Origin of the sequence: Streptomyces sp. NPDC042638, assembly GCF_040647235.1 — a bacterium.
GTDB lineage: Bacteria > Actinomycetota > Actinomycetes > Streptomycetales > Streptomycetaceae > Streptomyces > Streptomyces rameus.
Window position 1 is genome coordinate 109286 of sequence record NZ_JBEZBT010000002.1, and the last position, 25166, is coordinate 134451.

The 25166-nt window shown below is 72.7% G+C and carries 21 protein-coding genes; 12 read left to right on the top strand and 9 right to left on the bottom strand.

The genetic code is table 11. The features are described 5' to 3' along the window. Positions 1-254 precede the first annotated feature (254 nt). Both AB0B40_RS02085 and AB0B40_RS02090 read right to left on the bottom strand, forming a co-directional pair. Positions 255-743, bottom strand: coding sequence for a hotdog fold thioesterase (locus tag AB0B40_RS02085; protein ID WP_345050618.1), 489 nt, complete (start codon positions 741-743; stop codon positions 255-257). A 48-nt stretch (positions 744-791) separates the two neighbouring features. After that, positions 792-3095 (bottom strand): FdhF/YdeP family oxidoreductase, encoded by a 2304-nt coding sequence (locus AB0B40_RS02090; protein WP_362262176.1) that lies wholly within the window; start codon positions 3093-3095, stop codon positions 792-794. A gap of 210 nt (positions 3096-3305) precedes the next feature. Here AB0B40_RS02090 and polA point away from each other — a divergent pair, with 210 nt between their 5' ends. Both polA and AB0B40_RS02100 read left to right on the top strand, forming a co-directional pair. Further along, positions 3306-6032, top strand: a complete 2727-nt coding sequence (gene polA, locus AB0B40_RS02095) for a DNA polymerase I (protein WP_345050623.1) — start codon at positions 3306-3308, stop codon at positions 6030-6032. 560 nt (positions 6033-6592) lie between these two features. Further along, positions 6593-7003: a hypothetical protein gene (locus AB0B40_RS02100; RefSeq protein ID WP_345050625.1), complete on the top strand. Its 411-nt coding sequence runs from the start codon at positions 6593-6595 to the stop codon at positions 7001-7003. On the opposite strand, the gene AB0B40_RS02105 is transcribed toward AB0B40_RS02100, so the two are convergent. Beyond that, on the bottom strand, positions 6912-7781 hold the full coding sequence (locus AB0B40_RS02105; RefSeq protein WP_345050628.1) for a DUF4184 family protein: 870 nt from the start codon (positions 7779-7781) through the stop codon (positions 6912-6914). The two genes, AB0B40_RS02100 and AB0B40_RS02105, sit on opposite strands and share 92 nt — an antisense overlap. Before the next feature lie 318 nt (positions 7782-8099). On the opposite strand from AB0B40_RS02105, the gene AB0B40_RS02110 reads away from it, so the two are divergent. From AB0B40_RS02110 to AB0B40_RS02120, 3 genes are all read left to right on the top strand, one after another. Then, the gene (locus AB0B40_RS02110; protein WP_362262181.1) at positions 8100-9905 is read left to right on the top strand and encodes a lytic transglycosylase domain-containing protein; all 1806 of its coding nucleotides are present in this window, start codon (positions 8100-8102) and stop codon (positions 9903-9905) included. A 209-nt stretch (positions 9906-10114) separates the two neighbouring features. Further along, positions 10115-10249, top strand: a complete 135-nt coding sequence (locus AB0B40_RS02115; RefSeq protein WP_345050971.1) for an SPW_0924 family protein — start codon at positions 10115-10117, stop codon at positions 10247-10249. A gap of 28 nt (positions 10250-10277) precedes the next feature. Then, the gene (locus AB0B40_RS02120; RefSeq protein ID WP_362262184.1) at positions 10278-11270 is read left to right on the top strand and encodes a DUF3068 domain-containing protein; all 993 of its coding nucleotides are present in this window, start codon (positions 10278-10280) and stop codon (positions 11268-11270) included. On the opposite strand, the gene hrpB is transcribed toward AB0B40_RS02120, so the two are convergent. Next, positions 11260-13809, bottom strand: a complete 2550-nt coding sequence (gene hrpB / locus AB0B40_RS02125; RefSeq protein WP_362262186.1) for an ATP-dependent helicase HrpB — start codon at positions 13807-13809, stop codon at positions 11260-11262. The genes AB0B40_RS02120 and hrpB overlap by 11 nt on opposite strands. Before the next feature lie 116 nt (positions 13810-13925). Beyond that, positions 13926-14762, bottom strand: a complete 837-nt coding sequence (locus AB0B40_RS02130) for a class I SAM-dependent methyltransferase (protein ID WP_345050973.1) — start codon at positions 14760-14762, stop codon at positions 13926-13928. A 372-nt stretch (positions 14763-15134) separates the two neighbouring features. Here AB0B40_RS02130 and rpsA point away from each other — a divergent pair, with 372 nt between their 5' ends. Beyond that, a complete protein-coding gene (rpsA, locus tag AB0B40_RS02135; protein ID WP_333777830.1) occupies positions 15135-16628 on the top strand; it encodes a 30S ribosomal protein S1 in 1494 nt (497 codons plus the stop codon). Positions 16629-16744: 116 nt separating this feature from the next. Here the strand turns inward: rpsA and AB0B40_RS02140 are convergent, their stop codons facing one another. Further along, positions 16745-17707, bottom strand: a complete 963-nt coding sequence (locus AB0B40_RS02140; protein WP_362262189.1) for a right-handed parallel beta-helix repeat-containing protein — start codon at positions 17705-17707, stop codon at positions 16745-16747. Between the two features lie 217 nt (positions 17708-17924). On the opposite strand from AB0B40_RS02140, the gene AB0B40_RS02145 reads away from it, so the two are divergent. The 3 genes from AB0B40_RS02145 to AB0B40_RS02155 all read left to right on the top strand — a co-directional run bounded on the left by AB0B40_RS02145 (position 17925) and on the right by AB0B40_RS02155 (position 20449). Continuing rightward, positions 17925-18863: a PAC2 family protein gene (locus AB0B40_RS02145; RefSeq protein WP_345050639.1), complete on the top strand. Its 939-nt coding sequence runs from the start codon at positions 17925-17927 to the stop codon at positions 18861-18863. A 538-nt stretch (positions 18864-19401) separates the two neighbouring features. Next, the gene (coaE, locus tag AB0B40_RS02150; RefSeq protein ID WP_345050642.1) at positions 19402-20019 is read left to right on the top strand and encodes a dephospho-CoA kinase; all 618 of its coding nucleotides are present in this window, start codon (positions 19402-19404) and stop codon (positions 20017-20019) included. Between the two features lie 49 nt (positions 20020-20068). Next, complete coding sequence (locus AB0B40_RS02155; RefSeq protein WP_345050644.1) at positions 20069-20449, top strand: tetratricopeptide repeat protein; 381 nt, start codon at positions 20069-20071, stop codon at positions 20447-20449. A 61-nt stretch (positions 20450-20510) separates the two neighbouring features. Here the strand turns inward: AB0B40_RS02155 and AB0B40_RS02160 are convergent, their stop codons facing one another. Continuing rightward, entirely contained in the window at positions 20511-20807 is a 297-nt protein-coding gene (locus AB0B40_RS02160; protein ID WP_362262194.1) for a DUF6343 family protein, read from the bottom strand. 93 nt (positions 20808-20900) lie between these two features. On the opposite strand from AB0B40_RS02160, the gene AB0B40_RS02165 reads away from it, so the two are divergent. Then, positions 20901-21806, top strand: a complete 906-nt coding sequence (locus tag AB0B40_RS02165; protein ID WP_345050649.1) for an acyltransferase domain-containing protein — start codon at positions 20901-20903, stop codon at positions 21804-21806. A gap of 248 nt (positions 21807-22054) precedes the next feature. Further along, positions 22055-22510, top strand: coding sequence for a DoxX family protein (locus AB0B40_RS02170; RefSeq protein WP_345050652.1), 456 nt, complete (start codon positions 22055-22057; stop codon positions 22508-22510). Between the two features lie 260 nt (positions 22511-22770). Here the strand turns inward: AB0B40_RS02170 and AB0B40_RS02175 are convergent, their stop codons facing one another. Continuing rightward, positions 22771-23505, bottom strand: a complete 735-nt coding sequence (locus AB0B40_RS02175; protein WP_362262441.1) for an RNA-binding S4 domain-containing protein — start codon at positions 23503-23505, stop codon at positions 22771-22773. Between the two features lie 418 nt (positions 23506-23923). On the opposite strand from AB0B40_RS02175, the gene AB0B40_RS02180 reads away from it, so the two are divergent. After that, the gene (locus tag AB0B40_RS02180) at positions 23924-24619 is read left to right on the top strand and encodes a uracil-DNA glycosylase (protein ID WP_345050655.1); all 696 of its coding nucleotides are present in this window, start codon (positions 23924-23926) and stop codon (positions 24617-24619) included. Between the two features lie 88 nt (positions 24620-24707). Here the strand turns inward: AB0B40_RS02180 and AB0B40_RS02185 are convergent, their stop codons facing one another. Further along, the gene (locus tag AB0B40_RS02185; RefSeq protein ID WP_362262199.1) at positions 24708-25142 is read right to left on the bottom strand and encodes a Rid family hydrolase; all 435 of its coding nucleotides are present in this window, start codon (positions 25140-25142) and stop codon (positions 24708-24710) included. Positions 25143-25166: the final 24 nt, after the last annotated feature.

Consider the following 25166-nt stretch of genomic DNA (forward strand, 5'->3'; position numbering starts at 1 on the left):
GGAGGGGCCGGTGGAGCCCGCGGGGCCGGGGGAGGGGCCGGTGGAGCCCGCGGGGCCGGGGGAGGGGCCGGTGGAGCCCGCGGGGGCGGTGCAGCCCGCCGTGTACAGCGTCGCCGGCAGCACCAGTCCGAGTACCAGCAGTCCCACCCCCGGCGGGGGGCCTCCTCGCCGTCCCATGTGCCGAAGCTAGGGGGAGGGGCGGCGAGGGGCAACGCCTCGGCCGAAGCCGGGCTCGCTTCCCGCGAAGCGGGGGATCAGCTTCCGGCGGACTCGGCCGGTCCGTCACCCGGGCGCACGTCCCGCAGCAGGCAGGTCAGCCGGGCGGAGCAGACCCGGCGGCCCTCCTCGTCGCTGATCACGATCTCGTACGTCGCCGTGGACCGGCCCCGGTGCACAGGCGTGGCCACGCCCGTCACCAGGCCCGAGCGCACCCCGCGGTGGTGCGTGCAGTTGAGGTCGACACCGACGGCGACCTTCGAGATGCCGCCGTGCAGCATGGAGCCGACCGAGCCCAGGGTCTCCGCCAGCACCGCCGAGGCACCGCCGTGCAGCAGGCCGTACGGCTGGGTGTTGCCCTCCACCGGCATGGTGCCGACGACCCTGTCCGGTGCGGCCTCCAGGATCTGCACCCCCATGCGCGCACCCAGGTGGCCGGCCGAGAACAGGGCGGGCAGGTCCACACCGAGCGCCGCGTACTCCTCGATGATCTCCTGCGGGAACTTCACTTGCTGCTGCTCACCCATGGGCCCGGCTCCGTTCGTCGTCCACCTGTCCGCTCACTGAGCAAACGCTCAGTCGGTCGCCGATTGTTCCAGACCGCCCTCGGAGTGACCTTCGAGGCGTACGACGACGGACTTGCTCGCCGGGGTGTTGCTGGTGTCGGCGGTGGCGTCGAGCGGCACCAGCACGTTCGTCTCGGGGTAGTACGCCGCCGCACAGCCCCGGGCCGTCGGATACAGCACGACCCGGAACCCGGGCGCCCGCCGCTCCACCCCGTCCTGCCACTCGCTCACCAGGTCGACGTACGCCCCCTCGGCGACGCCGAGCGCCCGCGCGTCCTCGGGGTGCACCAGCACCACCCGGCGCCCGCCCGTGATGCCCCGGTAACGGTCGTCCAGCCCGTAGATGGTGGTGTTGTACTGGTCGTGCGAGCGCAGGGTCTGCAACAGCAGCCGCCCCTCGGGCAGCCTCGGGTATTCCACCGGCGCCGCCGTGAAGTTCGCCTTGCCCGTGGCGGTCGGGAAGCGGCGCTCGTCGCGCGGGGCGTGCGGCAGCGCGAAGCCGCCGGGACGGGCCACGCGCGCGTTGAAGTCCTCGAAACCCGGGATCACGCGCGCGATACGGTCCCGGACGGTCGCGTAGTCCTTCTCGAACTCCTCCCACGGCACGACGCTGCGTTCGCCGAGCACCCGGCGCGCGAGACCGCAGACGATGGCCGGCTCGGACCTCAGCTGCGGGCTCGCCGGCCGCAGGCGCCCGCGCGAGGCGTGCACCATGCCCATGGAGTCCTCCACCGTCACGAACTGCTCCCCGCCGTCCCGCACATCGCGTTCGGTGCGGCCCAGCGTCGGCAGGATCAGCGCCCGCGCGCCCGTGACCACGTGCGAACGGTTCAGCTTGGTCGACACGTGCACGGTCAGCCGCGCGCGGCGCATCGCCGCCTCGGTGACCTCGGTGTCGGGCGAGGCGGAGACGAAGTTGCCGCCCATCGCGAAGAAGACCTTCGCCTCGCCGTCGCGCAGCGCGCGGATGGCCCGTACGACGTCGAGGCCGTGCTCGCGCGGCGGCGCGAACCCGAACTCCTTCTCCAGGGCGTCCAGGAAGGCCGGGGCGGGCCGCTCGAAGATGCCCATGGTGCGGTCGCCCTGGACGTTGCTGTGCCCGCGCACCGGGCACACACCCGCGCCCGGACGGCCGATGTTGCCGCGCAGCAGCAGGAAGTTGACCACCTCGCGGATGGTCGGGACGGCGTGCTTGTGCTGGGTGAGGCCCATGGCCCAGCAGACGATGGTCCGCTTCGAGGCGAGGACCATGCCGAGGGCCTTCTCGATCTCCGCGCGCGTGAGGCCGGTCGCCGCGAGCGTCTGCTCCCAGTCGGCGGCCCGGGCGGCCTCGGTGAACTCCTCGAAGCCATGGGTGTGCTCGCGCACGAACTCCTCGTCGACCGCGCCCTCGGTCTCCAGGATCAGCTTGTTCAGGAGCCGGAAGAGGGCCTGGTCGCCGCCGATGCGGATCTGCAGGAACAGATCGGTGAGGGCGGCGCCCCTGACGAGGCCCTGCGGGGTCTGCGGGTTCTTGAAGCGCTCCAGACCCGCCTCGGGCAGCGGGTTGACGCTGATGACCTTCGCGCCGTTGGCCTTGGCCTTCTCCAGCGCCGAGAGCATGCGCGGATGGTTCGTGCCCGGGTTCTGGCCCGCGACGATGATCAGGTCGGCCTGGTACAGGTCCTCCAGCAGGACGCTGCCCTTGCCGATGCCGATCGTCTCGGTGAGCGCCGACCCGGACGACTCGTGGCACATGTTCGAGCAGTCCGGCAGGTTGTTCGTGCCCAGCTCGCGCGCGAAGAGCTGGTACAGGAACGCGGCCTCGTTGCTGGTGCGGCCCGAGGTGTAGAAGACGGCCTCGTCCGGGGAGCCGAGGGCGGCGATCTCCTCGGCGACGATGCCGAAGGCCCGCTCCCAGGAGACCGGCTCGTAGTGCGTGCCTCCCTCGGGGAGGTACATGGGGTGCGTGAGCCGGCCCTGCTGGCCCAGCCAGTAGCCGCTGCGGCCGAAGAGGTCCGCGACGGAGTGGGCGGCGAAGAACTCGGGCGTGACCCGCCGCAGCGTGGCCTCCTCGGCGACCGCCTTGGCGCCGTTCTCGCAGAACTCCGCCGCGTGCCGGTGGTCCGGTTCCGGCCAGGCGCATCCCGGGCAGTCGAAGCCGTCCTTCTGGTTCACGCGCAGCAGCGTCAGCGCGGTGCGCCGCACACCCATCTGCTGCTGGGCGACGCGCAGGGTGTGCCCGATGGCCGGCAGCCCCGCCGCCACGTGCTTGGGTTCCGTGACCTGCGGCGCGTCCTGAACCGGATCACCCTTGGGCGGCTTCGTCGCCATCGCACGCTCCCCTTCGACTGCGCGTGACACATACGCCGGCGATCCTCCCACGGGGCACCGACGGCCGTGGCGGGCGGGCGGGCCGGCACGGGCCGCCGGCATCGCTTGCGCCGCGGACCTGTCGCGGTGAGTGACGGGACCGCGTCTCGCCGTACCGGGCGGAGAACCGTCCGGACCGGACTGTCAGTGCGGCGTGGCAGGATCGGGGGCGTGGCAGAGACAGCATCGAAGCAGACCGACAAGACCCCCGGCGGCACCCGTCCCCGGCTGATGCTCATGGACGGGCACTCGCTGGCCTACCGCGCGTTCTTCGCGCTGCCCGCGGAGAACTTCACGACCGCGACCGGCCAGCCGACGAACGCGATCTACGGTTTCGCGTCGATGCTGGCCAACACCCTGCGTGACGAGGCGCCCACGCACTTCGCGGTCGCCTTCGACGTCTCCCGCAAGACCTGGCGCTCCGAGCGGTTCACCGAGTACAAGGCGAACCGCTCCAAGACCCCGGACGAGTTCAAGGGCCAGGTCGAGCTGATCGGCGAGCTGCTCGACGCGATGCACGCCCCGCGCTTCGCCGTCGAGGGCTTCGAGGCGGACGACGTGATCGCCACGCTCGCCACCCAGGCCGAGGCCGCGGGCTTCGAGGTGCTGATCGTCACCGGTGACCGCGACTCCTTCCAGCTGGTCAGCGAGCACATCACCGTGCTCTACCCGACCAAGGGCGTCTCGGAGCTGACCCGGTTCACCCCGGAGAAGGTTTTCGAGAAGTACGGATTGACGCCCGCCCAGTATCCCGACTTCGCGGCCCTGCGCGGCGACCCGTCCGACAACCTCCCCGGCATCCCCGGCGTCGGTGAGAAGACCGCCGCGAAGTGGATCAACCAGTTCGGGTCCTTCGCCGAGCTGGTCGAGCGCGTCGACGAGGTCAAGGGCAAGGCCGGCCAGAACCTCCGCGACCACCTGGAGGCGGTCAAGCTCAACCGCCTGCTGACCGAGCTGGAGCGCGAGGTCGAGCTGCCGAAGGCGGTCGCCGACCTGGAGCGGGCCCCGTACGACCGCAAGGCCGTCGCGATGGTCCTCGACACCCTGGAGATCCGCAACCCCTCGCTGCGCGAGCGGCTCTTCGCCGTCGACCCGGGCACGGAGGAGGCCGAGGCCGCCCCGGTCGCCGCCGACGGCGTCGAGATCGACGGCAGGATCCTGCGGACCGGCGAGCTGGCCCCCTGGCTCGCCGAGCACGGCACCGGCACCCTGGGCGTCGCCACCGTGGACACCTGGGCACTGGGCGCCGGCTCGGTCGCCGAGGTCGCCCTCGCCGCGGCCGGGGGAGAGGCGGCCTGGTTCGACCCGGCCGAGCTGGACCAGGCCGACGAGAACGCGTTCGCGGGCTGGCTGGCCGACGCGGACCGGCCCAAGGTGCTCCACAACGCCAAGGGCGCCATGCGCGTCTTCGCCGAGCACGGCTGGTCCGTCGAGGGCGTGACCATGGACACCGCGCTCGCCGCCTACCTGGTCAAGCCCGGCCGCCGCTCCTTCGACCTCGACGCGCTCTCCCTGGAGTACCTGCACCGCGAGCTGGTCCCGGCGGCGGCGGCCGACGGCCAGCTGGCCTTCGGCGCGGACGACGGCGCCGAGGCCGAGGCCCTGATGATCCAGGCCCGCGCGGTCCTGGACCTCGGCGAGGCGTTCGGGACCCGCCTGGCGGAGGTCGGCGCCGCCGACCTCCTGCGCGACATGGAGCTGCCCACCTCCGCCCTGCTCGCCCGCATGGAGCGGCACGGCATCGCCGCCGACCGGGCGCACCTCGAGGCGATGGAGCAGATGTTCGCGGGCGCGGTCCAGCAGGCCGTGAAGGAGGCGCACGCGGCGGCCGGCCACGAGTTCAACCTGGGTTCGCCCAAGCAGCTCCAGCAGGTCCTCTTCGAGGAGCTGGCCCTGCCGAAGACCAAGAAGACCAAGACCGGCTACACCACGGACGCCGACGCCCTGGCCTGGCTCGCCACCCAGACCGACAACGAACTGCCGGTGATCATGCTCCGGCACCGCGAGCAGGCCAAGCTGCGGGTCACCGTCGAGGGCCTGATCAAGGCCATCGCGGGCGACGGCCGTATCCACACCACGTTCAACCAGACGGTGGCCGCGACCGGCCGGCTGTCCTCCACGGACCCGAACCTCCAGAACATCCCGGTCCGCACGGACGAGGGCCGGGCGATCCGCCGGGGCTTCGTGGTCGGTGAGGGCTTCGAGTCCCTGATGACCGCGGACTACAGCCAGATCGAACTGCGGGTGATGGCCCACCTGTCCGAGGACGAGGGCCTCATCCAGGCGTTCACCTCCGGCGAGGACCTGCACACCACGGCCGCCTCCCAGGTGTTCGGCGTCGAGCCCGGCGCCGTGGACGCGGAGATGCGCCGCAAGATCAAGGCGATGTCGTACGGCCTCGCCTACGGCCTGTCCGCGTTCGGCCTGTCCCAGCAGCTGAACATCGACGCGGCCGAGGCCCGCGCCCTGATGGACGCGTACTTCGAGCGCTTCGGCGGGGTCCGGGACTATCTGCGCCGGGCGGTCGACGAGGCGCGGGCGACGGGCTACACGGCGACGCTCTTCGGGCGCCGCCGGTACCTCCCCGACCTCAACAGCGACAACCGCCAGCGCCGCGAGGCGGCCGAGCGCATGGCCCTGAACGCGCCCATCCAGGGCACGGCGGCGGACATCGTCAAGATCGCCATGCTCAAGGTGGGCAGCGCGCTGCGGGAGGCGGACCTCAAGTCCCGCATGCTCCTGCAGGTCCACGACGAAATCGTCCTGGAGATCGCCCCCGGCGAGCGGGCGGCGGCGGAGGAACTCGTCCGCCGCGAAATGGCTGCCGCCGTGCAGCTGAGGGCCCCGCTGGACGTCTCGGTGGGCGTGGGCCCGGACTGGGAGTCGGCCGCGCACTAGTCCGACGGTACGTGCACGGAGGGGGCGCCACGACCGGGCGGAGTCGGGACACGGCCACCGCACCGGGCGCGACGCCCCCTCCGCGGTCTCCGGTCCGCCGCGCCTGTCGGCCGGCGGGGGCGCGCCGTCGGGGGGTCGGGTGGGGTACGGCGCCCCCTCCGTCGCCCCGGAGCCCGACGCCCCCGTCGTCCGACCAGCACGTTCCGGTCGAGCCGGCACGTTCCGGTCGAGCCCGCACGTTCCGGCCGAGCCCGCACGCTCCGGCCGAGCCCCTCGTCTCCGCCGCGGCGGGAATCAGCCTTTCCAGCGCGTCATCCCGGCCGTGTCGAGGCCATTGCCCCCGTGACGGCTCCCTCCCAGGTCACGGCGCATGGCGGTGGTGGGGAGGCCGCCGGTGCCGGAGCGGCGGCCCAGCCGCACGCCGCTTCCGGCGGTGCCGGACCCACGCGGACGGCCCTTACCCCACCCGTACCAAACAGGCCCGACCCCCGGGGGGACCCGTCACTCTCGTGGCCCCCGCCAGAACGCCCCGCACCCCCCGCAGCCGCAACACTGCGGGCATGGGTATACGCATGCTTCACCGCCGGACGCCCGAGGCAGTCATCGGGGTCTGGGCGGTCACCGCCTCGGCGCCGGCGCTGCCCGCCGCGCCGGTCCCGGCCCTCGCGGCCGACGCAAGCACCGCCCGCGTCCCGTCCGAGCCGGCCATGACCGTCCGCAACGTCACCAAGAGCCTCCGGCGCAGGCTCGCCGGGCACCCGGACCGTGTGCCGGACTGGCGCCAGTGGGCCGACCTGGCCCGCGGCTATCTCGCCCTGACGCTCACCCTGGTCCCGAGATCACGCCCCCGGCCCACCCTCACGGTCTTCGTCGCCTCCCTCACCGAGCGACCGGCCGCCCCCGGCCCGCACCGGCCACCTCAGCGTGATCCCCGGGATCCTCAGGGCCGGCGGCCGGACGCCAGGCCCTGACCCCCACGGCGTACAGCAGCAGCCCCAGGACCGTCCCGGTGCCCACCCCGAAGCACAGGGTGGGCACCAGCTCCCACGGCCGCCCGGCCGCCCCCCGCTCCTGCCGCCACTGCACCGTCCGCTGCACCGCCCCGGCCAGAGCACAGCCGCCGATCACGGCGAGCGCCCACCAACGGTCCCGCACGGACAGCAGGGGCACCCCTTCCGGTGCCCCGTCCGGCGCCCGCCGCAGCGCTCGCGCCACGAACACCGCGATCAGCACGGCAGCCACCGCGGACGACCCGTACTGTAACCAGGTGTACAGCGGCACGCCCGCCGGCCGGGCCCGCCCGAGGGCCGGAACCAGCCGCGTACCCCACCGGTCGTGGTGCGTGAACGCGTCCCACACCACATGGGTGAGCGCGCCGGCCACCGCGGAGCCGTACCACCACCCCGCCGACGCGGCCCCCACGCGCGCGGGGGGCGCGCCGCAGCGCACCAGTGCGGCCGGCCGCCCTTGCCGGGCCCGTGGCAGCATCGCGACCAGCGGCCCGCGGACCAGCAGCCACAGCCCCGCGAGGGCCCAGGCGATGAGCACGTCGACCGTGGCGACCCCGGCGAACGCGTGCGTGACCGTGCCGAATTCCATCCCGCCCGGCAGGACACCAGCCGCATAGTAGGGCAGGTCGGGCGCGAAGGAACCCGCGACGAGCACCGTGGGCACCAGCCCGCCCCGGCCGCTCCCGTCCCGGCGGATCGCGGGCAGCACGGCCGCCGCATGGCTGAGAGTGAACGGCAACAGGGCCTCCGGAGCGTTCGCCGGCCCGGGCTTCGGTACCGGTGATCAGGTCCGCTCAGTATGAGTGGTGCCGCCCGGGGGCGTCCTGCCGATGACAGTTGGCCAAACGGTGAAATCCGGGCGTCAATGGGTGCCCGCTCACAGCAAGTTGTCGTAGGGTCACCTGCGTTGCCGTGCCGGGCGCGCGGCCGTACTGACGTCCCACGGACCGAAAGACGGAACAGGGGCAACCAGAACGCCGGGTCAACCGTCAGACCCAGAGCGAGGAAGAAAGCGGCGGAGACGGACGCGCGGGCGTCCACGGGAGGGGTTCACTCAATGGCGGCGCATTTCGGCAGTCGGCTGCGCAAGGGGGCGGCGACCACCGCCGTGGCCGCGGTGGCGGTCGCGGCTCTCTCCGCGTCCCAGGCTCCGGGAGCGACCGGCGAGGAGCACGGCAGACAGATGTCGGCCGGCACCGCCACCTCCGTACCGGACGGCGGCGGTGACGGCGGCGGCAACGCCACCGGCAACTCGCCGTACTACACGGACCTGCCGCCGCTGAACAGCCCCGAGCCCAGCCCGTCGTCGTCGCTCCTCGGCCCCTCCAGCCCCGTGGGCAGGGCCGAGGGCGGCATCCCCGCGACGGTCCTGGACGCGTACCAGAAGGCCGCCGCCGAACTGAGCTCCTCCAAGCCCGGCTGCAACCTGCCCTGGCAACTGCTCGCCGCCATCGGCAACGTGGAGTCGGGGCAGGCCCGCGGCGGCCAGGTGGACGCCGACGGCACCACGCTGCACCCGATCCTCGGCCCGCAGCTCGACGGCAACGGCTTCGCGCTCATCCCGGACACCGACAACGGCGCGTACGACGGCAACAGCACCTACGACCAGGCCGTCGGACCCATGCAGTTCATCCCGTCCACATGGGCCTGGGCCGGCCGCGACGGCAACGGGGACGGCAAGAAGGATCCCAACAACGTCTACGACGCCGCGCTCGCCGCGGGCCACTACCTGTGCCGCAACGACTGGGACCTGTCCCGCGAGGCCGACCTGCACAGCGCGATCCTCAGCTACAACAATTCGCAGGACTATCTCAACCTGGTCCTGAACTGGATGGAGTACTACCGCAAGGGCACCCACTCCGTCCCCGACGGCTCCGGCGGCGTGCCCGGGCACCGCAGCGACGACAACCCCGGCCCCACCACGTCCCCGAGCCCCTCGAAGCCGCCGAGGACCAAGCCGGCTCCCGAGCCCGGCAAGCCCTCGGACGGCGACGGCAAGGGCGGGAACGGCAAGGGAGGGAACGGCAAGGGCGGGAACGGCAACGGCGGCACGGAGACCCCCGACCCCAAGCCGCCGCGGCCGCCCGTCCCGCCGACCCCGACCGACCTCGTGGACCACCTGGAGGACGCGGGCACGAAGAAGCTCACGGCGATGGCCGGCGACGCCTTCGCCGAGCGGATCGGCACCCGCGCCGAGACCAAGGCCGGCAAGTCCATCGCCAGGATCAGGGTCCGGTTCACCATCACCGGCGGCACGGACGCCACCTTCACCGGCGGCGAGACCGTGGCCACGGTCACCACCGACGCCAAGGGGGTCGCGCTCGCCCCCGCGCTCCAGGCCGGCGAGAAGACCGGCGACTTCAAGGTCACCGCCGCCGTCGTGGGCCGCTCGGTCAAGGGCGTCGACTACACGGCGACGGTCGCCGCGCGCGCCGCCGACACCCTGGTCCGCACCGCCGACACCCCGCTGACCTGCACCCCGGGCGGCGAGTTCGCCGACCAGGTCCAGGTGAAGGCGACGTACAAGGGCGCCGTCGCCGACAAGGTCGCGGCCACCGCCACCCTGGTCAAGTCCGCGGCCGACTCCACGGAGAACGACAAGGGCCCCTACTTCAAGGACGCCGACGGCAACGCCGTGCGCACGCTCACCGGGCTCAGGACCGACGCCAAGGGCCTGCTCACGCTGCCGAAGCTGTACGCCGACGACATCTCGGGCACCTACCTGCTCCGCGTCACCACCACGGGCGGCGCGACCCTCACCGTCGAGTTGAAGGTCGCGGTCACCGTCGACCCGTCGCAGAGCCCGTCCCCGGACCCGTCCGCCTCCTCCTCGCCGTCCGCCTCCTCCTCTCCCTCCTCCTGAGGCCATGCGTCCGAGGCCGCGCCTTCAGGGGTGAGGCACTGTGACAGGGCGCCCTTCCCGCTCCGGCGGGGAGGGCGCCCTGGTTTCGTGCGTGCACCGCTGTGCGTGCGTGCACCGCTGTTCTCATCTCGCCCGCGCGTTGCTACGGTGCCGGATCTGACGAACCATCAGAGGCCGTGAGGTCATGGACCGACCGCCGGGAGGCCCGCATGCGCGCCCTGATCGCCGCCGCGACCGGTCTCGCCCTCGCCCTCGCCCTGGTCCTCACGATCAGCGCGGTGGGCTCGCCGTCCGGCCGGACGTCCCCCAAGCCGCTGCTGACGACGGTGCCCTCGCACCCGTAGCAGCGCCCGTCCGGGAGGGAGGCCGGAAATGCGCCGCAACGCAAGCCTGGTCCTGCTCGCCTGCGCCGTGTTCTGCGCGGCGCTGTCCCCGCTGCTGCGCTGGTACGCCTTCCCGCGCCTGGCCCGCATCCCGGCCGGCCAGTACCAGGACATGGTCCTGGAGGCCAGGGGCGCCACCCTCCTCGACTACGGCACCATGCGCGCGAGGAAGGTCTCCAAGGTCACCATCGTGCAGACCCTCAAGGGCGACGTGGCGGCCGCGAAGAGGATCGAGCGGACGGCCGGGCGCCCGGTCGTCGTCTGGGACAGCCTCTCCTACGTCCAGGGCCCCGACGGCAAGATGGTCTCCAAGGTGCCCGAACGGTACATCTTCGACGCCCACAGCCAGGACCCCGTGCACGCCACCGGCGAGATGGTCGACGGCGACCCGGTCAAGCGCGAGGGCATCGAGTTCAAGTGGCCCTTCCTGACGCAGAAACGGGACTACGAGTACTTCGACGCGCAGACCCGCACCACCAGCCCCATCCACTACGAGGGCACCCGGACCTTCCGCGGCGTGCCGGTCTTCTACTTCGAACAGACCATCCCCTGGACCAGGGTCCCGATGCCGAAGACCATGCCCGTCCAGGGCATCACCCCGGAGACGGTCGCCAGGACGGGCACCACCCGCTGGTACAGCACGGTCCGTAAGTTCTGGGTCGAACCGGTCACCGGCGCACCCGTCTACGGCGAGGAACTCCACAAGGAGGAGCTGCGCGGCGGCACCCTGCTGGGCGGCCGGGCCAAGGTCACCGCCTTCGCCGGGCACGTGAAGATGCGCGAGGACTACATCGACCACACGGTCGCCCTCGTCAAGCAGAACCGCACCCTCGTCCTGGCCCTCACCTCCTACGCCCCCCGGGGCTTCCTCGGCCTCGGCCTGCTGCTCCTCGCCCTCTCCCTCTGCCTGGAGGGCCGCGCCCGCCACCCGCGGGACCCCGCGCCCCCGCGCACGCAGGAGTCCGAGCCGGTCAGCGCCTGAGCCGGGCGTTGGTGTGCCGCGTGGGCTCGGCGGACGCCGGGTCCTCGGGCCACGGATGCCGGGGATACCGGCCGCGCAGCTCCGCCCGGACGGCCCGGTAGCCGTCCTGCCAGAAGGAGACGAGATCGGCCGTGACGGCGGCGGGCCGGCCGGCGGGGGAGAGCAGATGCACGAGCAGCGGCACGCCCGCCACGGACGGCGTCTCCCGCAGCCCGAACATCTCCTGCAGCTTGACCGCGAGGACCGGCCGCCCGGGATCCCGATAGTCGATCCGGATTCTGGACCCGCTCGGTACGGTGATCCGTTCCGGCGCCAGCTCGTCCAGCCGGCCGGCCTCCCCGCTCGCCCACGGCAGCAGCCGCGCGAGCGCCTGCCCGGCGTCGATCCGGGCGAGATCGGCCCGCCGCCGGGCCCTGCTCAGCTCCGGCTCCAGCCACTCGTCCGCGCGCGCGTGGAGCGCGTCGTCCGACACGTCCGGCCACGGCTCCCCGAGGCGCGCACGCAGGAACGCGAGCCGCTGCCGCAGCAACTCGGCCTCCGCCGACCAGCGCAGCAGCCCCACCCCGTCCTGCCGGAGCCCGTCGAGCAGGGCGCCGCGCACGAGCGCCGGGTCGGCGTTCTTCAGGGGGCGTACGGCCAGCTCGATCGCCCCCAGCCGTACCACGTGCCGGGCCACGACGTCGCCGCCGGCCCAGTGCACCTCGTCCCGCTCGGCGAGCAGAGGCCGGGCGGCGGCCCGCGCCACGTCCTCGCTGACGGCGGCCCCGAGCAGCACGCGCGCGTGGCCCTTGCCGGAGGGCCGGTCGGCGACGGCCACGACGATCCAGGGAGCGCCCCGCAGGGCGGACCCGTCGGCAGGCTCGGCCCGCGTCCCGGACGCCATGAGGTACGAGCCGCCGTCGAGCCTGGCGACCCGTTCGGGAAAGGCGAGGGCGGCGACAGCCCCGACGACCCCGTCCTCCCCGGCCCCGCCGCGCCCCTCGGCCAAGGTGCCCGTGCCTGCCTCGGCGTCCACCCGCGGGGTGAGGCCGCCGGCGGGCGGGTGGGAGAACTCGGCGGAGACGGCCCGTAGCCGCCGTACCTCCGCGGCCCACCGCCCCGCGTAGGCGTCACCCCCGTGCCGAGCACGCCGCAAAGCACCGGCGAGATCATCACCGTAGTCCCGCGGCACCTCCTCGGACAGCAGAGCGACGACCGGCGCCCCCTCACCGGAGGTGTCCAGCAGCGCCCGCCCCAGCCGAGGGTGCACCCCCAGCCGGGCCAGCCGCACACCGACCTCCGTGGCGCGCCCGGCGGAGTCCACCGCCCCCACGGCCGACAGCACCTCCCGCGCCGCCGCCATCGCCCCACCCGGCGGCGGGTCCAGCAACGCCAGCCCGGAGGCGTCCGGATCGCCCCAGCAAGCCGCCTGGAGGGCGAACGCGGTCAGGTCGGCCACCTTGATCTCCGGCGCCGGAAAAGCCGGCAGGCGGCCGTCCTCGGCCTCCGTCCAGCACCGGTACACCGCCCCCGGCGCCTCACGCCCGGCCCGTCCCGCCCGCTGCCGTCCCGCCGCCCGCGACGCCCGCACGGTGGTCAGCCCGCTCAGCCCGCGCGCGTGGTCCACCCGCGGCTCCCGCGCCAGCCCGGAGTCGACCACCACCCGCACTCCGGGCACGGTCAGCGACGACTCGGCGACGGACGTCGCCAGTACCACCCGCCGCCGCGGTCCCGCCGTCAGCACCGCGTCCTGCACCTCGGCCGGGGCCCGCCCGTGCACCTGGAGCACGTCGACGGCGCCCAGACCCCCCAGTTGCCCGGCCACCCGCGCGATCTCACCCACCCCGGGCAGGAAGCACAGCACGTCCCCCTCCCGCTCGGCCTGCGCCCGCCGCACCACCGACGCCACGTGCGCAAGCAGCGCCGGATCCACCCGCATCCCGTGCGGCGGCCGTACCGGACGCGCAGGAGGAGCCCACACCACCTCCACGGGATGGGCGGCCCCCGCCGCCTCGACCACCGGCGCCCCGCCCAGCAACCGCGCCCACCCCTCGGCGTCCGTGGTCGCCGACGCGGCCACCAGCCGCAGCTCCGGCCGCAGCGTCTGCCGGACGTCCCACAGGAAGGCGGCCACGGTGTCGGCGTCCAGATGCCGCTCGTGGCACTCGTCGAGGACGACGACGTCCACCCCCGCCAGCTCCGGGTCGCGCTGGAGCCGCTGGAGCAGGACACCGGTCGTCACGACCTCCACGCGCGTGTGCCGCCCCACGGCCCGCTCGCCGCGCACCGTGAAGCCGACGCTCTGGCCGGGCTTCTCGCCCAGCAGCCACGCCATGCGCCGGGCCGCCGCGCGCGCCGCGATCCGCCGCGGCTCGGCCACCACGACCCGCCGCGCGGGACCGCCCCCGGCCAGCCCCGCGAGCACGAGCGGCACCAGCGTCGTCTTGCCGGTGCCGGGCGGCGCCACCAGGACGGCGGTGCCGTCACCCTCCAGGGCGTCGGCCAGGGCGGGCAGGGCGGAGCGCACGGGCAGCGCGTCCAGAGCGTCGTAACGGATCACCTTCCCAGTGTCGTACGACGACAGGAACGGCCCTCACGCGCGTACGCGTACGAGCAGTGGTGTGCGTACGACTGCTCCTGGCGCGCGCGTGCGCGAGGGCGGGTGCGTGAAGCGCTTCAGTCCCGCTCGCAGACGAAGATCGCCGTCCCCGGGATCAGCGTGCCGCGCAGCGGCGACCAGCCGCCCCACTCCGCGGTGTTCCAGGCCGGCCACTCGGGCTCCACCAGGTCCACCAGCCGGAAGTCCGACGCCGCGATGTCCCGCACCCGGTCGCCGAGCGTCCTGTGGTGCTCCACGTACACCGCGCGGCCCTCCTCGTCCTGCTCCACGTAGGGCGTGCGGTCGAAGTAGGAGGAGGACACCGACAGGCCCTCGGGACCCGGCTCGTCCGGGAACGCCCAGCGGATCGGATGCGTCACCGAGAACACGAACCGCCCGCCCGGCCGCAGCACCCGGCGCACCTCACGCAGGACCAGCCGCGGGTCGGCCACGAAGGGCAGCGCGCCGTACGCGGAGCACGCCAGGTCGAAGGAGCCGTCCGCGAAGGGCAGCGCGCAGGCGTCCGCGCAGACCAGCGGAATCGACCCGCCGATCCGCAGCGCGTGCTGGAGCTGGCGGTGCGAGAGGTCCAGGGCCACCGGACGCGCGCCCTGGGCGGCCAGCCAGCGGGCGCACTGCGCCGCGCCCGCGCCGATCTCCAGGACGTCCTTGCCCTTCAGCTCCTCCGGCGGGCCGAGCAGCTCGGCCTCCACCTCGTCCAGGCCCTCCGGTCCCCACACGAAGCGGTCGTCCCCGAGGAACGTGCCGTGCTCGACCTGGTACTCGTCCGCGTTCCGGTCCCACCAGCCCCGGTTCGCCCGGGTGCTCTCCGTGACATCGGCGTCACGCCGGGTGGCCTCGGGCTCGAATCCCTCCGGCCGCTCCGGGTCGTACGCTTCCGGCTCTTGGATGATCGGCTCCCTCGTCGTACTCTTCCGTCCAACCCGCCGGGGTCTGCGCGGAAGGGATCCCCCGGGCCCGTGTGGCCCGTTGGGGTGTTTCTTCTGCCGGGTATGCGGCGATCCGCCCCGGGTGTGCGCCTTCGCGCATTGACCCTGTCCGGCTGCCCCCGTATGCTACAAGTTGCGCTGCGAGCCTGCGCACCTCAGACGTAGCAGGCTGCGCTCGCATCTGTTGTATGTCCCCTCGGTTTTCGAGGCGCCACCGGGCACCCGGTGTCCATCAAGGTGGCGCTTCCTTGGCTGTCCGGCTTCTACAGAGCGAAACGGGCTCCCGGCGTAAGCAGTACCTACGACTTCAATGTCCGTACCGGAGCCCTTTCCCACATGACGAGCAGCACCGAGACCACCGCCACCACCCCGCAGGTAGCGGTCAACGACATCGGTAACGAGGAAGCTTTCCTCGCCGCGATCGACGAGACGATCAAGTACTTCAACGACGGCGACATCGTCGACGGCGTCATCGTGAAGGTCGACCGGGACGAGGTCCTGCTCGACATCGGTTACAAGACCGAAGGCGTTATCCCGAGCCGCGAGCTGTCGATCAAGCACGACGTCGACCCCAACGAGGTCGTCGCCGTCGGTGACGAGATCGAAGCCCTTGTTCTCCAGAAGGAGGACAAGGAAGGCCGCCTGATCCTCTCGAAGAAGCGCGCCCAGTACGAGCGTGCCTGGGGCACCATCGAGAAGATCAAGGAAGAGGACGGGATCGTCACCGGTACCGTCATCGAGGTCGTCAAGGGTGGTCTCATCCTCGACATCGGCCTCCGCGGCTTCCTCCCGGCCTCCCTGGTCGAGATGCGCCGTGTTCGCGACCTCCAGCCCTACGTGGGCAAGGAGCTCGAGGCCAAGATCATCGAGCTGGACAAGAACCGCAACAACGTGGTCCTGTCCCGCCGTGCCTGGCTGGAGCAGACCCAGTCCGAGGTCCGCCAGACGTTCCTCACGACCCTCCAGAAGGGTCAGGTCCGTTCCGGCGTCGTCTCGTCGATCGTCAACTTCGGTGCCTTCGTGGACCTGGGTGGCGTCGACGGTCTGGTCCACGTCTCCGAGCTGTCCTGGAAGCACATCGACCACCCGTCCGAGGTTGTCGAGGTCGGCCAGGAAGTCACCGTCGAGGTCCTCGACGTCGACATGGACCGCGAGCGCGTCTCCCTGTCGCTGAAGGCGACCCAGGAAGACCCGTGGCAGCAGTTCGCCCGCACCCACCAGATCGGCCAGGTCGTGCCCGGTAAGGTCACGAAGCTGGTTCCGTTCGGTGCGTTCGTCCGCGTGGACGAGGGCATCGAGGGTCTGGTCCACATCTCCGAGCTGGCCGAGCGCCACGTGGAGATCCCGGAGCAGGTCGTCCAGGTCAACGACGAGATCTTCGTGAAGGTCATCGACATCGACCTCGAGCGTCGTCGCATCAGCCTCTCGCTGAAGCAGGCCAACGAGTCCTTCGGTTCCGACCCGGCCTCGGTCGAGTTCGACCCGACGCTGTACGGCATGGCCGCGTCGTACGACGACCAGGGCAACTACATCTACCCCGAGGGCTTCGACCCCGAGACCAACGACTGGCTCGAGGGTTACGAGAAGCAGCGCGAGGAGTGGGAGCGCCAGTACGCCGAGGCGCAGACCCGCTTCGAGCAGCACCAGCAGCAGGTCATCAAGTCCCGCGAGGCCGACGCTGCCGCTGCCGCCGAGGGTGGCGAGGCTGCCGCTCCGGCCGCTTCGGGTGGCGGTTCGTACTCCTCCGAGGGTGCGGACACCTCCGGCGCGCTGGCCTCGGACGAGGCGCTGGCCGCGCTGCGCGAGAAGCTCGCCGGCGGCCAGAGCTGATCGTCGCAGCTGAGGCTTAGCCGATAGCTGCTGAGGGGCCGCACCTTTCGAGGTGCGGCCCCTCACTGCTGCTCAGGACGTCACCGGGCCTCCTCAGAGGTCACCGGGATGCCCGCTCATGAAGTCACCGGGATGTTCGTCAGGCCCTTGCCGCCTGTCACCGTGTTGCTGCTGTAGACCGTCGTCCTGCAGTCTGGGCTGTTGTTGGTGACGTCGATCGCCAGCCGGGTGGATCCGGTGGCGCCGGTCAGGGCCGACCGGTTGCCCCTGAAGACCGTGCCGCAGCCCCAGCCGGGCTGCTGGGTGTGGGTCTGGTAGCCGTCGTTGCTGGTCCGGGTGCCGGTGTTGTCCTGGACGAGGACGTCGTTGCCCTTGACGTCGACCCAGGAGTCGTCGTAGTTGGCGCCGGTCAGACCGCTGCCGTCGAAGGTGTTGCCGATGATGCGCGCACCGGTCGTGCCCTCCTTGACGTCGACGTTCTCGCCGCCCACGTCCGGACCGATCGTGTTGTTCAGGATCTGGACGCGGTCGCTCCTGTCGGACAGCGTGTTCGCGGTGCCGACGTAGACGCCCTCGCCCATGCCTCTGCCGTCGTTCCCGGTGTCGTAGACGCGCGAGTTCCTGATCACTCCGTCCGTGCTGGAGTTGCGGAAGTGCACGCCCTCCATGTCCAGGCCGTGCACCGTGACGCCGTCCACGACGACGCCCTTGGCCGCGTCGATCATGATGCCCTTCTGGCCGCCGGTCACGGTCAGGCCGCTGACCGTCCAGTAGGAGGCGCCGTTCAGATGGAGCCCGTAGCCGCCGCCGGCGGTGAGGACGGCGCCGGGGGACCCGGTGAGGGTGATCCGGGCGGACGCCGTGGCCGGCGTGGCCGCCTTGAAGTTCCCGGTGTACGTGCCGTCCGCCAGGTGGATCGTGTCGCCGGGCTCGGCGGCGCCGAGGGCGGTCTTCAGCTGGGCCGCGGTCGTCACCTCGATGGTGGTGGCGGAGGAGGCCGGCCCGGCGGCGGTCAGCAGCACACCGCCGGCGGCGAGGGGCGTGGCGAGCAGGAAGACGAGCGGAGTGCGTATGCGCATGGGGGCTCTCCTTTCGTACGGACGTCAGGGCGCGATCCAGGCGATTTCTCATACATGAACGATGAACGTCAGTATGAACGCCGATGGTCGTGAAGGTACGGACCAGGTGACGGGACGTCAAGGCGTCCCGCGGGAGATCGCAGATCGCGGCGTGTCGCGGGAATTCCGCCGTTCCAGGGCGCGTTGTCGATGACGGACACGAGGAGGAGCGGTCACAGTGCTTGATCCGCAGGGTTTGTACGCATGGGAGCCGAAGGGCCTCGCCGTGGTCGACATGGCGCTCGCCCAGGAGTCGGCCGGCCTTGTCATGCTCTACCACTTCGACGGATACATCGACGCGGGTGAGACCGGCGACCAGATCGTCGACCAGCTGCTCGACTCACTGCCCCACCAGCTCGTGGCCAGGTTCGACCACGACCGGCTCGTGGACTACCGGGCCCGGCGCCCCCTGCTGACCTTCAAGCGGGACCGCTGGACGGACTACGAAGTACCGGCCATCGAGGTCCGCCTCGTCCAGGACACGACCGGTGCCCCGTTCCTGCTGCTGTCCGGTCCCGAGCCGGACGTGGAGTGGGAACGGTTCGCGGCGGCGGTGCGGCAGCTGGTGGAACGGCTCGGCGTCCGCCTGTCCGTGAACTTCCACGGCATCCCCATGGGCGTCCCGCACACCCGCCCGGTGGGCCTGACCCCGCACGGCAACCGCACCGACCTCGTTCCCGGTCACCGCAGCCCGTTCGACGAGGCGCAGGTGCCCGGCAGCGCCGAGGCGTTGATCGAATACCGCCTCATGGAGGCCGGGCACGACGTCCTGGGCGTGGCCGCGCACGTCCCGCACTACATCGCCCGTTCCGCCTACCCGGACGCCGCCCTGACCGTCCTGGAGGCCGTCACGGCAGCCACCGGTCTGGTGCTGCCCGGCGTGGCCCACTCGCTGCGCACGGACGCGCACCGCACGCAGAACGAGATCGACCGGCAGGTCCGGGAGGGGGACGAGGAACTGACCGCGCTCGTCCAGGGCCTGGAGCACCAGTACGACGCCGCGGCGGGCGCCGAGACCCGGGGCAACATGCTGGCCGAGCCCGTGGAGATCCCGTCGGCGGACGAGATCGGGCGGGAGTTCGAGCGCTTCCTGGCGGAGCGCGAGGGCGACAACTGACCCGCGCCCCCCAGGGCGCGGGTCACCCCCGCAACCAGCCTTCACCGGCCCGCACCGCCCCCCTGCCGGCCCATACCGCCAGCCGCCTCAGGCATCCCCGGGCCGGGACCGCCCCGGGGGCGTACGGGACCGGCCCCGGCCGGAACTCGGCCGCCCCGCCCTACCTGCCCGCCCGCCTCGGGCATCTCCGGCGCCGGACTGCGACCCCGCCTCGGGCATCCCCGGTGCGGGATCGGTCTGGCCCGTACTGGGCCGCCGGCCCCGGTTGGAACTCGGCCGCCCCGCCCTACCTGCCTGCCCGCCCGCCCGCCCGCCTCGGGCATCCCCCGCGCCGACCGACAAGGCCCGTGCTTGGCCCCGGCCCCGGCCCGGACTGGGCCGCCCTCGCCCTACCCGTCCGCATCGGCGTCGGCCGGCGCGTGGCCCTGCCTGCCCGCCTCCAGCCCGCCCCCGGTTCAGCCCCCGGTTCAGTCGGGCCTTGTGCCCGCCCGCAGCCCTGTCCGGCCGGCCCCGGAGCGGAGCGTCTAGGCTTCCGCTCATGCTGACAGTGGGCCTGACCGGCGGTATCGGCGCCGGCAAGAGCGAGGTGTCGCGGCTGCTCGTGGAGCACGGGGCCGTGCTGATCGACGCGGACCGCATCGCGCGCGAGGTCGTGGCACCCGGCACCCCCGGCCTCTCGGCCGTGGTGGACGCCTTCGGGACGGACATCCTCGCCGCCGACGGCAGCCTGGACCGCCCCCGGCTCGGTTCGATCGTCTTCGCCGACCCCGACAAGCTCGCCGTCCTCAACTCCATCGTGCATCCCCTGGTGGGAGCGCGTTCCCGCGAGCTGGAGAGCGCCGCGGCCGAGGACGCGGTGGTGGTCCACGACGTGCCCCTGCTCACCGAGAACGGTCTCGCGCCGCTCTACGACGTCGTGATCGTCGTGGACGCGAGCGCCGAGACCCAGCTCGACCGGCTGGTACGGCTGCGCGGGATGACCGAGGAGGACGCACGCGCGCGTATGGCCGCACAGGCGACGCGCGAACAGCGCCGGGAGATCGCGGACGTCGTCATCGACAACGACGTACCCCTGGACGCGCTGAAGCAGCGCGTCGCCGAGGTCTGGGACGACCTCGCACGCCGGGCCGGACAAGCGGCCGGGGTCACGGAATAGCTGTCCGGCTCGGGGCGTTGAAGCGCTGGAGCAAGGGAAGGACTCAGCCGTGCCCGAGACCAGCGGTTCCACCGGACGTACTCCGGAAACGCATGTCATCGACTTCCGTGCCGCGGAGCAACTGCTCAACGCGCGGGACCCGCGGGGCGCGGTGAAACTGCTCGACGGAGTCATCGCCGCGTACCCCGAGAACACCGCCGCGCGCCTTCTGCGCGCGCGTGCCTTCTTCGCCGCGGCGCAATTGCGGCCCGCCGAGCTGGAGTTCACCATCGTGCTGGAGCGCGAGCCGGACAACGCGTTCGCGCACTTCGCCCTGGCCCGCACCTATGAGCGCCAGGGCCGCCCCGACCAGGCCAAACGTCACTTCCGGCTGGCCGCCGCGCTCGACCCCAACCCGCAGTACCTGAAGGCGGCCCGTTTCGACGACTGACGGAGGACTGACGGAAGGGGTGAGGGGGCGGTGCACCCGCTCGCAGCCGTCGAACCTCCGCTCATGGATGGCGGTGCCTCGGTGGTACCGGGGGCGGCGGGCCGTCGTCCGGCGGCGGGTACGGCGGTATGTCGTGGCCCGGCTGGTAGTGGGGGCCCTGCCGGATGTGCCGGAGGATCACGGCCATGTCGACGGTGACCACCAGCCACAGCGTGCCGCACGCCGCCGCCCAGCCCGGGCGTCCCACCAGTGCGAACGCGACCGTGCCGAAGACCGCCCAGACCAGTCCCCACACGCTCAGCCAGAACCGCATCCGCAGAGCACTGCGCGCGGTCGCCGGTTCACTGCCCGTACGCATCGCAACCACCACTCCTCATGGCAACGTACTCCTCGGTCACGACGCGCATCAACGCTCGACAGATCGACGTGGGTACCGAAGGGGGAACCTCCCGTGCTGCCCGATGCCGACGATCTGCCCGAACTGCTCCTCGACCTGGCCGTGCCGCACGAGGACATCAACGCACTCGTCGCCCAGCGGCGCAGGGTGACCGGGGACCCGGACACGCTCGGACTCCTGGCGGACTGCGTCGAGGAAGTGTTCCGCGAGCCCGGTGACACGGGCCGCACACCCGGACTCGACACCCTGCTCGCCTCGGCACCGGCCGAACTGGCCGACCTCTTCCCGGTGTACGTCTTCCTCGCAGCGCTCCCGCGTACCCGGGCGCACCACCAGGCGCGCGGAATCCCGGCCGAGATCTCCCGGCGCACCCTGGCCGACCTGGGCCGTAACATCGCGGTGCACCGCAGACGGCACGGCCGGACCGGGGTGCAGGCGCGGCGCTGGCTGGTCCGGCACTTCCGCGGTGAGCTGTACCAACTGGGACGGCTCCAGTTCGAACGGGCGCGCATCGGGCCGCACACGGCGCCGGCGGCGGCCGGACTGGACGCGGCACCCGGAACACCCTGCCTGAACCTGCACATCCCCGACTTCCACGGCCCGCTGACGCCCTCCGCCTGTGACCGTTCCCTGGCGATGGCCCGCGAGTTCTTCGCCCGGCACTTTCCCGAGGAGCGGCCGACGGTGGTGCTGTGCCACTCCTGGCTGCTGGACCCGCAGTTGCGTCGGTGTCTGCCCGCCGACTCCAACATCGTCCGGTTCCAGGCACGGTTCCGCATCGCGCGCGAGATCGGCGAGCCGGCCGACACCGAGCCCGTCCAGTTCGTCTTCGGTGACCCGGAATTGCCGGTGGCCGATCTGCCACGCCGTACGTCGGTGGAACGGGCCGTCGGGGACCACCTGCGAGCCGGTGGCCACTGGTACGTCGGGCACGGATGGTTCCCGTTCCCGCCCGGATAGCTCGAACGAGTGAACCGGGGGAGGAGGGGAACGGGCGTGCGGGAGCGGGCCGTTGTCCGGGCATGAGGATTGGCACGCGTGAGGGGTACGAGGCACGGGCCCGTCGGGCCATCACCCCGGCCGGCTGCGCGGTCGAGCTGCGGTCTCCTCCGGCGACTGCACCGGCCCCTCCTCAGGCGATGATTTCCCGGCTCCTGAGCGGTCTACCTCGGTGAAAGCAACTGGGACCGCTTCACCAGGAGATGCTCATGTCCGAGACCACCGCCCCCGTCGGCTCCAGCACCATGACGCCCACGGCCGCCCCCGGTGCCCGCACGGGCCGGGCACGCCGAGCCCTGGTCGCCCTGCGCGCCGTGCAGGTGCTGCTCGCCCTGTTCTACGGCATCGCGAGTGCCCTGCCGAAGCTCATAGCGCATCCGACGGCCGTCGAGTCCTTCGACAGAATCGGCTGGGGCAGCGCGGCCATGTACACCATCGGTGCGCTGGAACTCGCCGGGGCGACAGCCCTGTTGATCCCGGTGCTGCAGTCCGTGGCGGCGATCGCCCTCGGCGCGCTCATGGTGGGGGCGTTCGTCGTCCAGCTCACCGCTTTCGACGGCCAGAACGCGGCGACCCCGCTGATCCTGATCGCACCCCTCGCCCTGATCGCCTGGGCCCGCCGGGCGCACAACCAGGAGCTCCTGCGGCTGCTCCGCCGACGGTGACACCACGGCCGGACAGCGCAAGCCCGGCCGGCCTCAGCGGAGAGGACGTCGCCGGGGACGGTGTCTCCTCGCGGCCGGGTTCGGGCGGCCGGCTGGCGCGTGGGCCGGGCCCTGGGACGGCTTCCTCCGGCCTACCTCGCGTACCTGTGGTTGCCCGTTTGACGGCCGCGGGGCTGGGCTGTCGGCTCACGGACACCGCGGCTGCCCGTCACTCGGTCACCGGGAGGGCCAGGGATCTCGTCGCCCGCCACCCGCGCGGTTCACCGCCCGTGCGGCCGCTCTCCCGAGCCCCTGGCGCGACCAGAACCACCCGGGCCACCGGGCCCACCGCGTCCACCGGCGGCCTCGGAGCCCCGGCGTCCCCCACGGCCCTCCGACCCCCCACGGCCCTCCGATCCCATACGGCCCTCCGACCCTGCACGCCCGTCCGACCCCGCACGGCCGCCCGACCCGCCACGGCCGCCGGGCCCACCGACTCCGCCCGTTGCGCCGGGGCCGCCCGGTCCGCTGAAGCCACCACGTCCGCCAGGTCCGCCCGGTGCGCCGAAGCCGCCGGGGGCGCCGCGGGCGCCGAATCCGGCGAGGCCGCCGGCGCTGCGGAGTCGTTCCAGTTCACGGCGGTCCCGCTTGGTGGGCCGGCCGGCGCCGCGGTCGCGGAGACCGGCGGGGGCGATGGTCTCGCGGGGCGGAGGCGGCGGGGAGTTGTCGATGTAGCACTGGGCGGCCACGGGCGCGCCGACCCGCTTGCGGATCAGGCGCCTGACGATCACGACCCGTTCCCGGCCCTCGTGCCGCAGCCGCACCTCGTCGCCGATGCGTACCGAGTAGGCGGGCTTCACCCGCTCGCCGTTCACATGCACGTGACCGCCCCGGCACGCGGCGGCACCGGCGGAGCGGGTCTTGATCAGACGGACGGCCCAGATCCAGCTGTCGATGCGGACGGTCTCGCCGTTGCCCGGTCCGGCGGCCTCGGCTGCGGCCACCGCGGCGGCGATCTTCGGGTCGAGCGGCTGCTCGGCAGGGACGGGGCCCGTTCCGCCCGGCGTGCCGGACCCTTCGCCGGTCCCACCGTCCACGTTCTCGCCCGCATCCTCGGAAGCCATGCATCGACCCTAACGCCACGGGGTGGCTGCGCCCGAAGCGTTTTCACGGCGCCCGTGATCGTCCGGGGGCACCTGGGCACCGGGACGCATACAGGTCCTCTGCCGGCCGTGGAACCGGCGGATCCGATTCCCGCAGACCGCGCACTCACGGACCCGCGCACTCACGGACCCGCGCACTCACGGACCCGCGCACTCACGGACCCGCACATCCGCGGACCCGCACATCCGCGGACCCGCGCCCCTTTTCCGTCTGCGGCTTTGTGGCGCCGGGCTCCGCGTCGGTGCGTGCGTTTCGGGGAACGGTGGCCGTATGGACGACAGCAGCGCTCTCGCCCGGCTCGACCGGCGCGTCGCCGACTGCCGGGCCTGCCCTCGGCTGGTCGACTGGCGCGAGGAGGTGGCCCGTACGAAGCGGGCCGCGTTCGCCGACTGGACGTACTGGGGCCGGCCGGTGCCCGGGTTCGGCCCCGCCGACGCCCGACTGGTGATCATCGGGCTGGCCCCGGCGGCACACGGAGGCAACCGTACCGGCCGCATGTTCACCGGTGACCGCTCGGGAGACGTGCTCTACCAGGCGATGTACGACGTGGGGCTCGCCTCGCAGCCCACCTCCGTCAGCGCCGACGACGGTCTGGAGCTGTACGGCGTGCGGGTCACGGCGCCCGTGCACTGCGCCCCGCCCGCCAACAAGCCGACCCCGGGGGAGCGCGACACCTGCCGCCCCTGGCTGGTCCAGGAGCTGACGCTGCTCCGCCCGACGCTGAAAGCCGCGGTCGTCCTCGGTGCCTTCGGCTGGCAGGCCGCGCTGCCCGCGTTCCGGGAGGCGGGCTGGACGGTGCCCCGTCCCCGCCCGGCCTTCGCACACGGCACCCGGGTCGCGCTCGACGGCCTGGACCTCTTCGGCTGCTTCCATGTCAGCCAGCGCAACACCTTCACCGGCCGGCTCACCGCCGGCATGCTGCGCGAGGTCCTGCGTACGGCGGCGGACGCGGCCGGGCTGCCGTAGACCTGGGACAGCTCGTTCGTTCCCCTTCGGCACCACCATGCCCCTTCAGCACCACTGCCGGTTCGGCACCTCATGCCGGTTCAGCACCTCATGCCGACGGCCCCTGCGCCTCGTCCCCCTCCCGCTCCGGCACCACAGCCGTCACCGTGATCTCCACCAACTGTCCGGTGTAGCCCAGGCAGGAGACCCCGAGGAGCGTGGACGAGTGCGGTCCGAGACTCAGGCCCGACGCCTCGACCACGTCCCACACCGCGGAGAGCGTCGCGGGCTCGTCGCCGACCACGTACACCTCCGACACGACCACGTGCTCAAGGTCGGAGCCGACGGCCCGCAGCTGCTCGCGCAGATTGGCGATCACCTGCTCGGCCTGGCGCACCGGGTCACGCGGGCTCACCAGCTCACCGTCGGCCGTGAGCGGCACCGCCCCCGCGAGGAACGCGAGCTTCGTGCCGGCCTCGACGACGGAGGCGTGGGAGTAGGTGGGCGGGGGAAAGAGTCCGGGAACGGTGACGCGTCGAATCATGGGAGTGGCTCCTACGGGATCGGG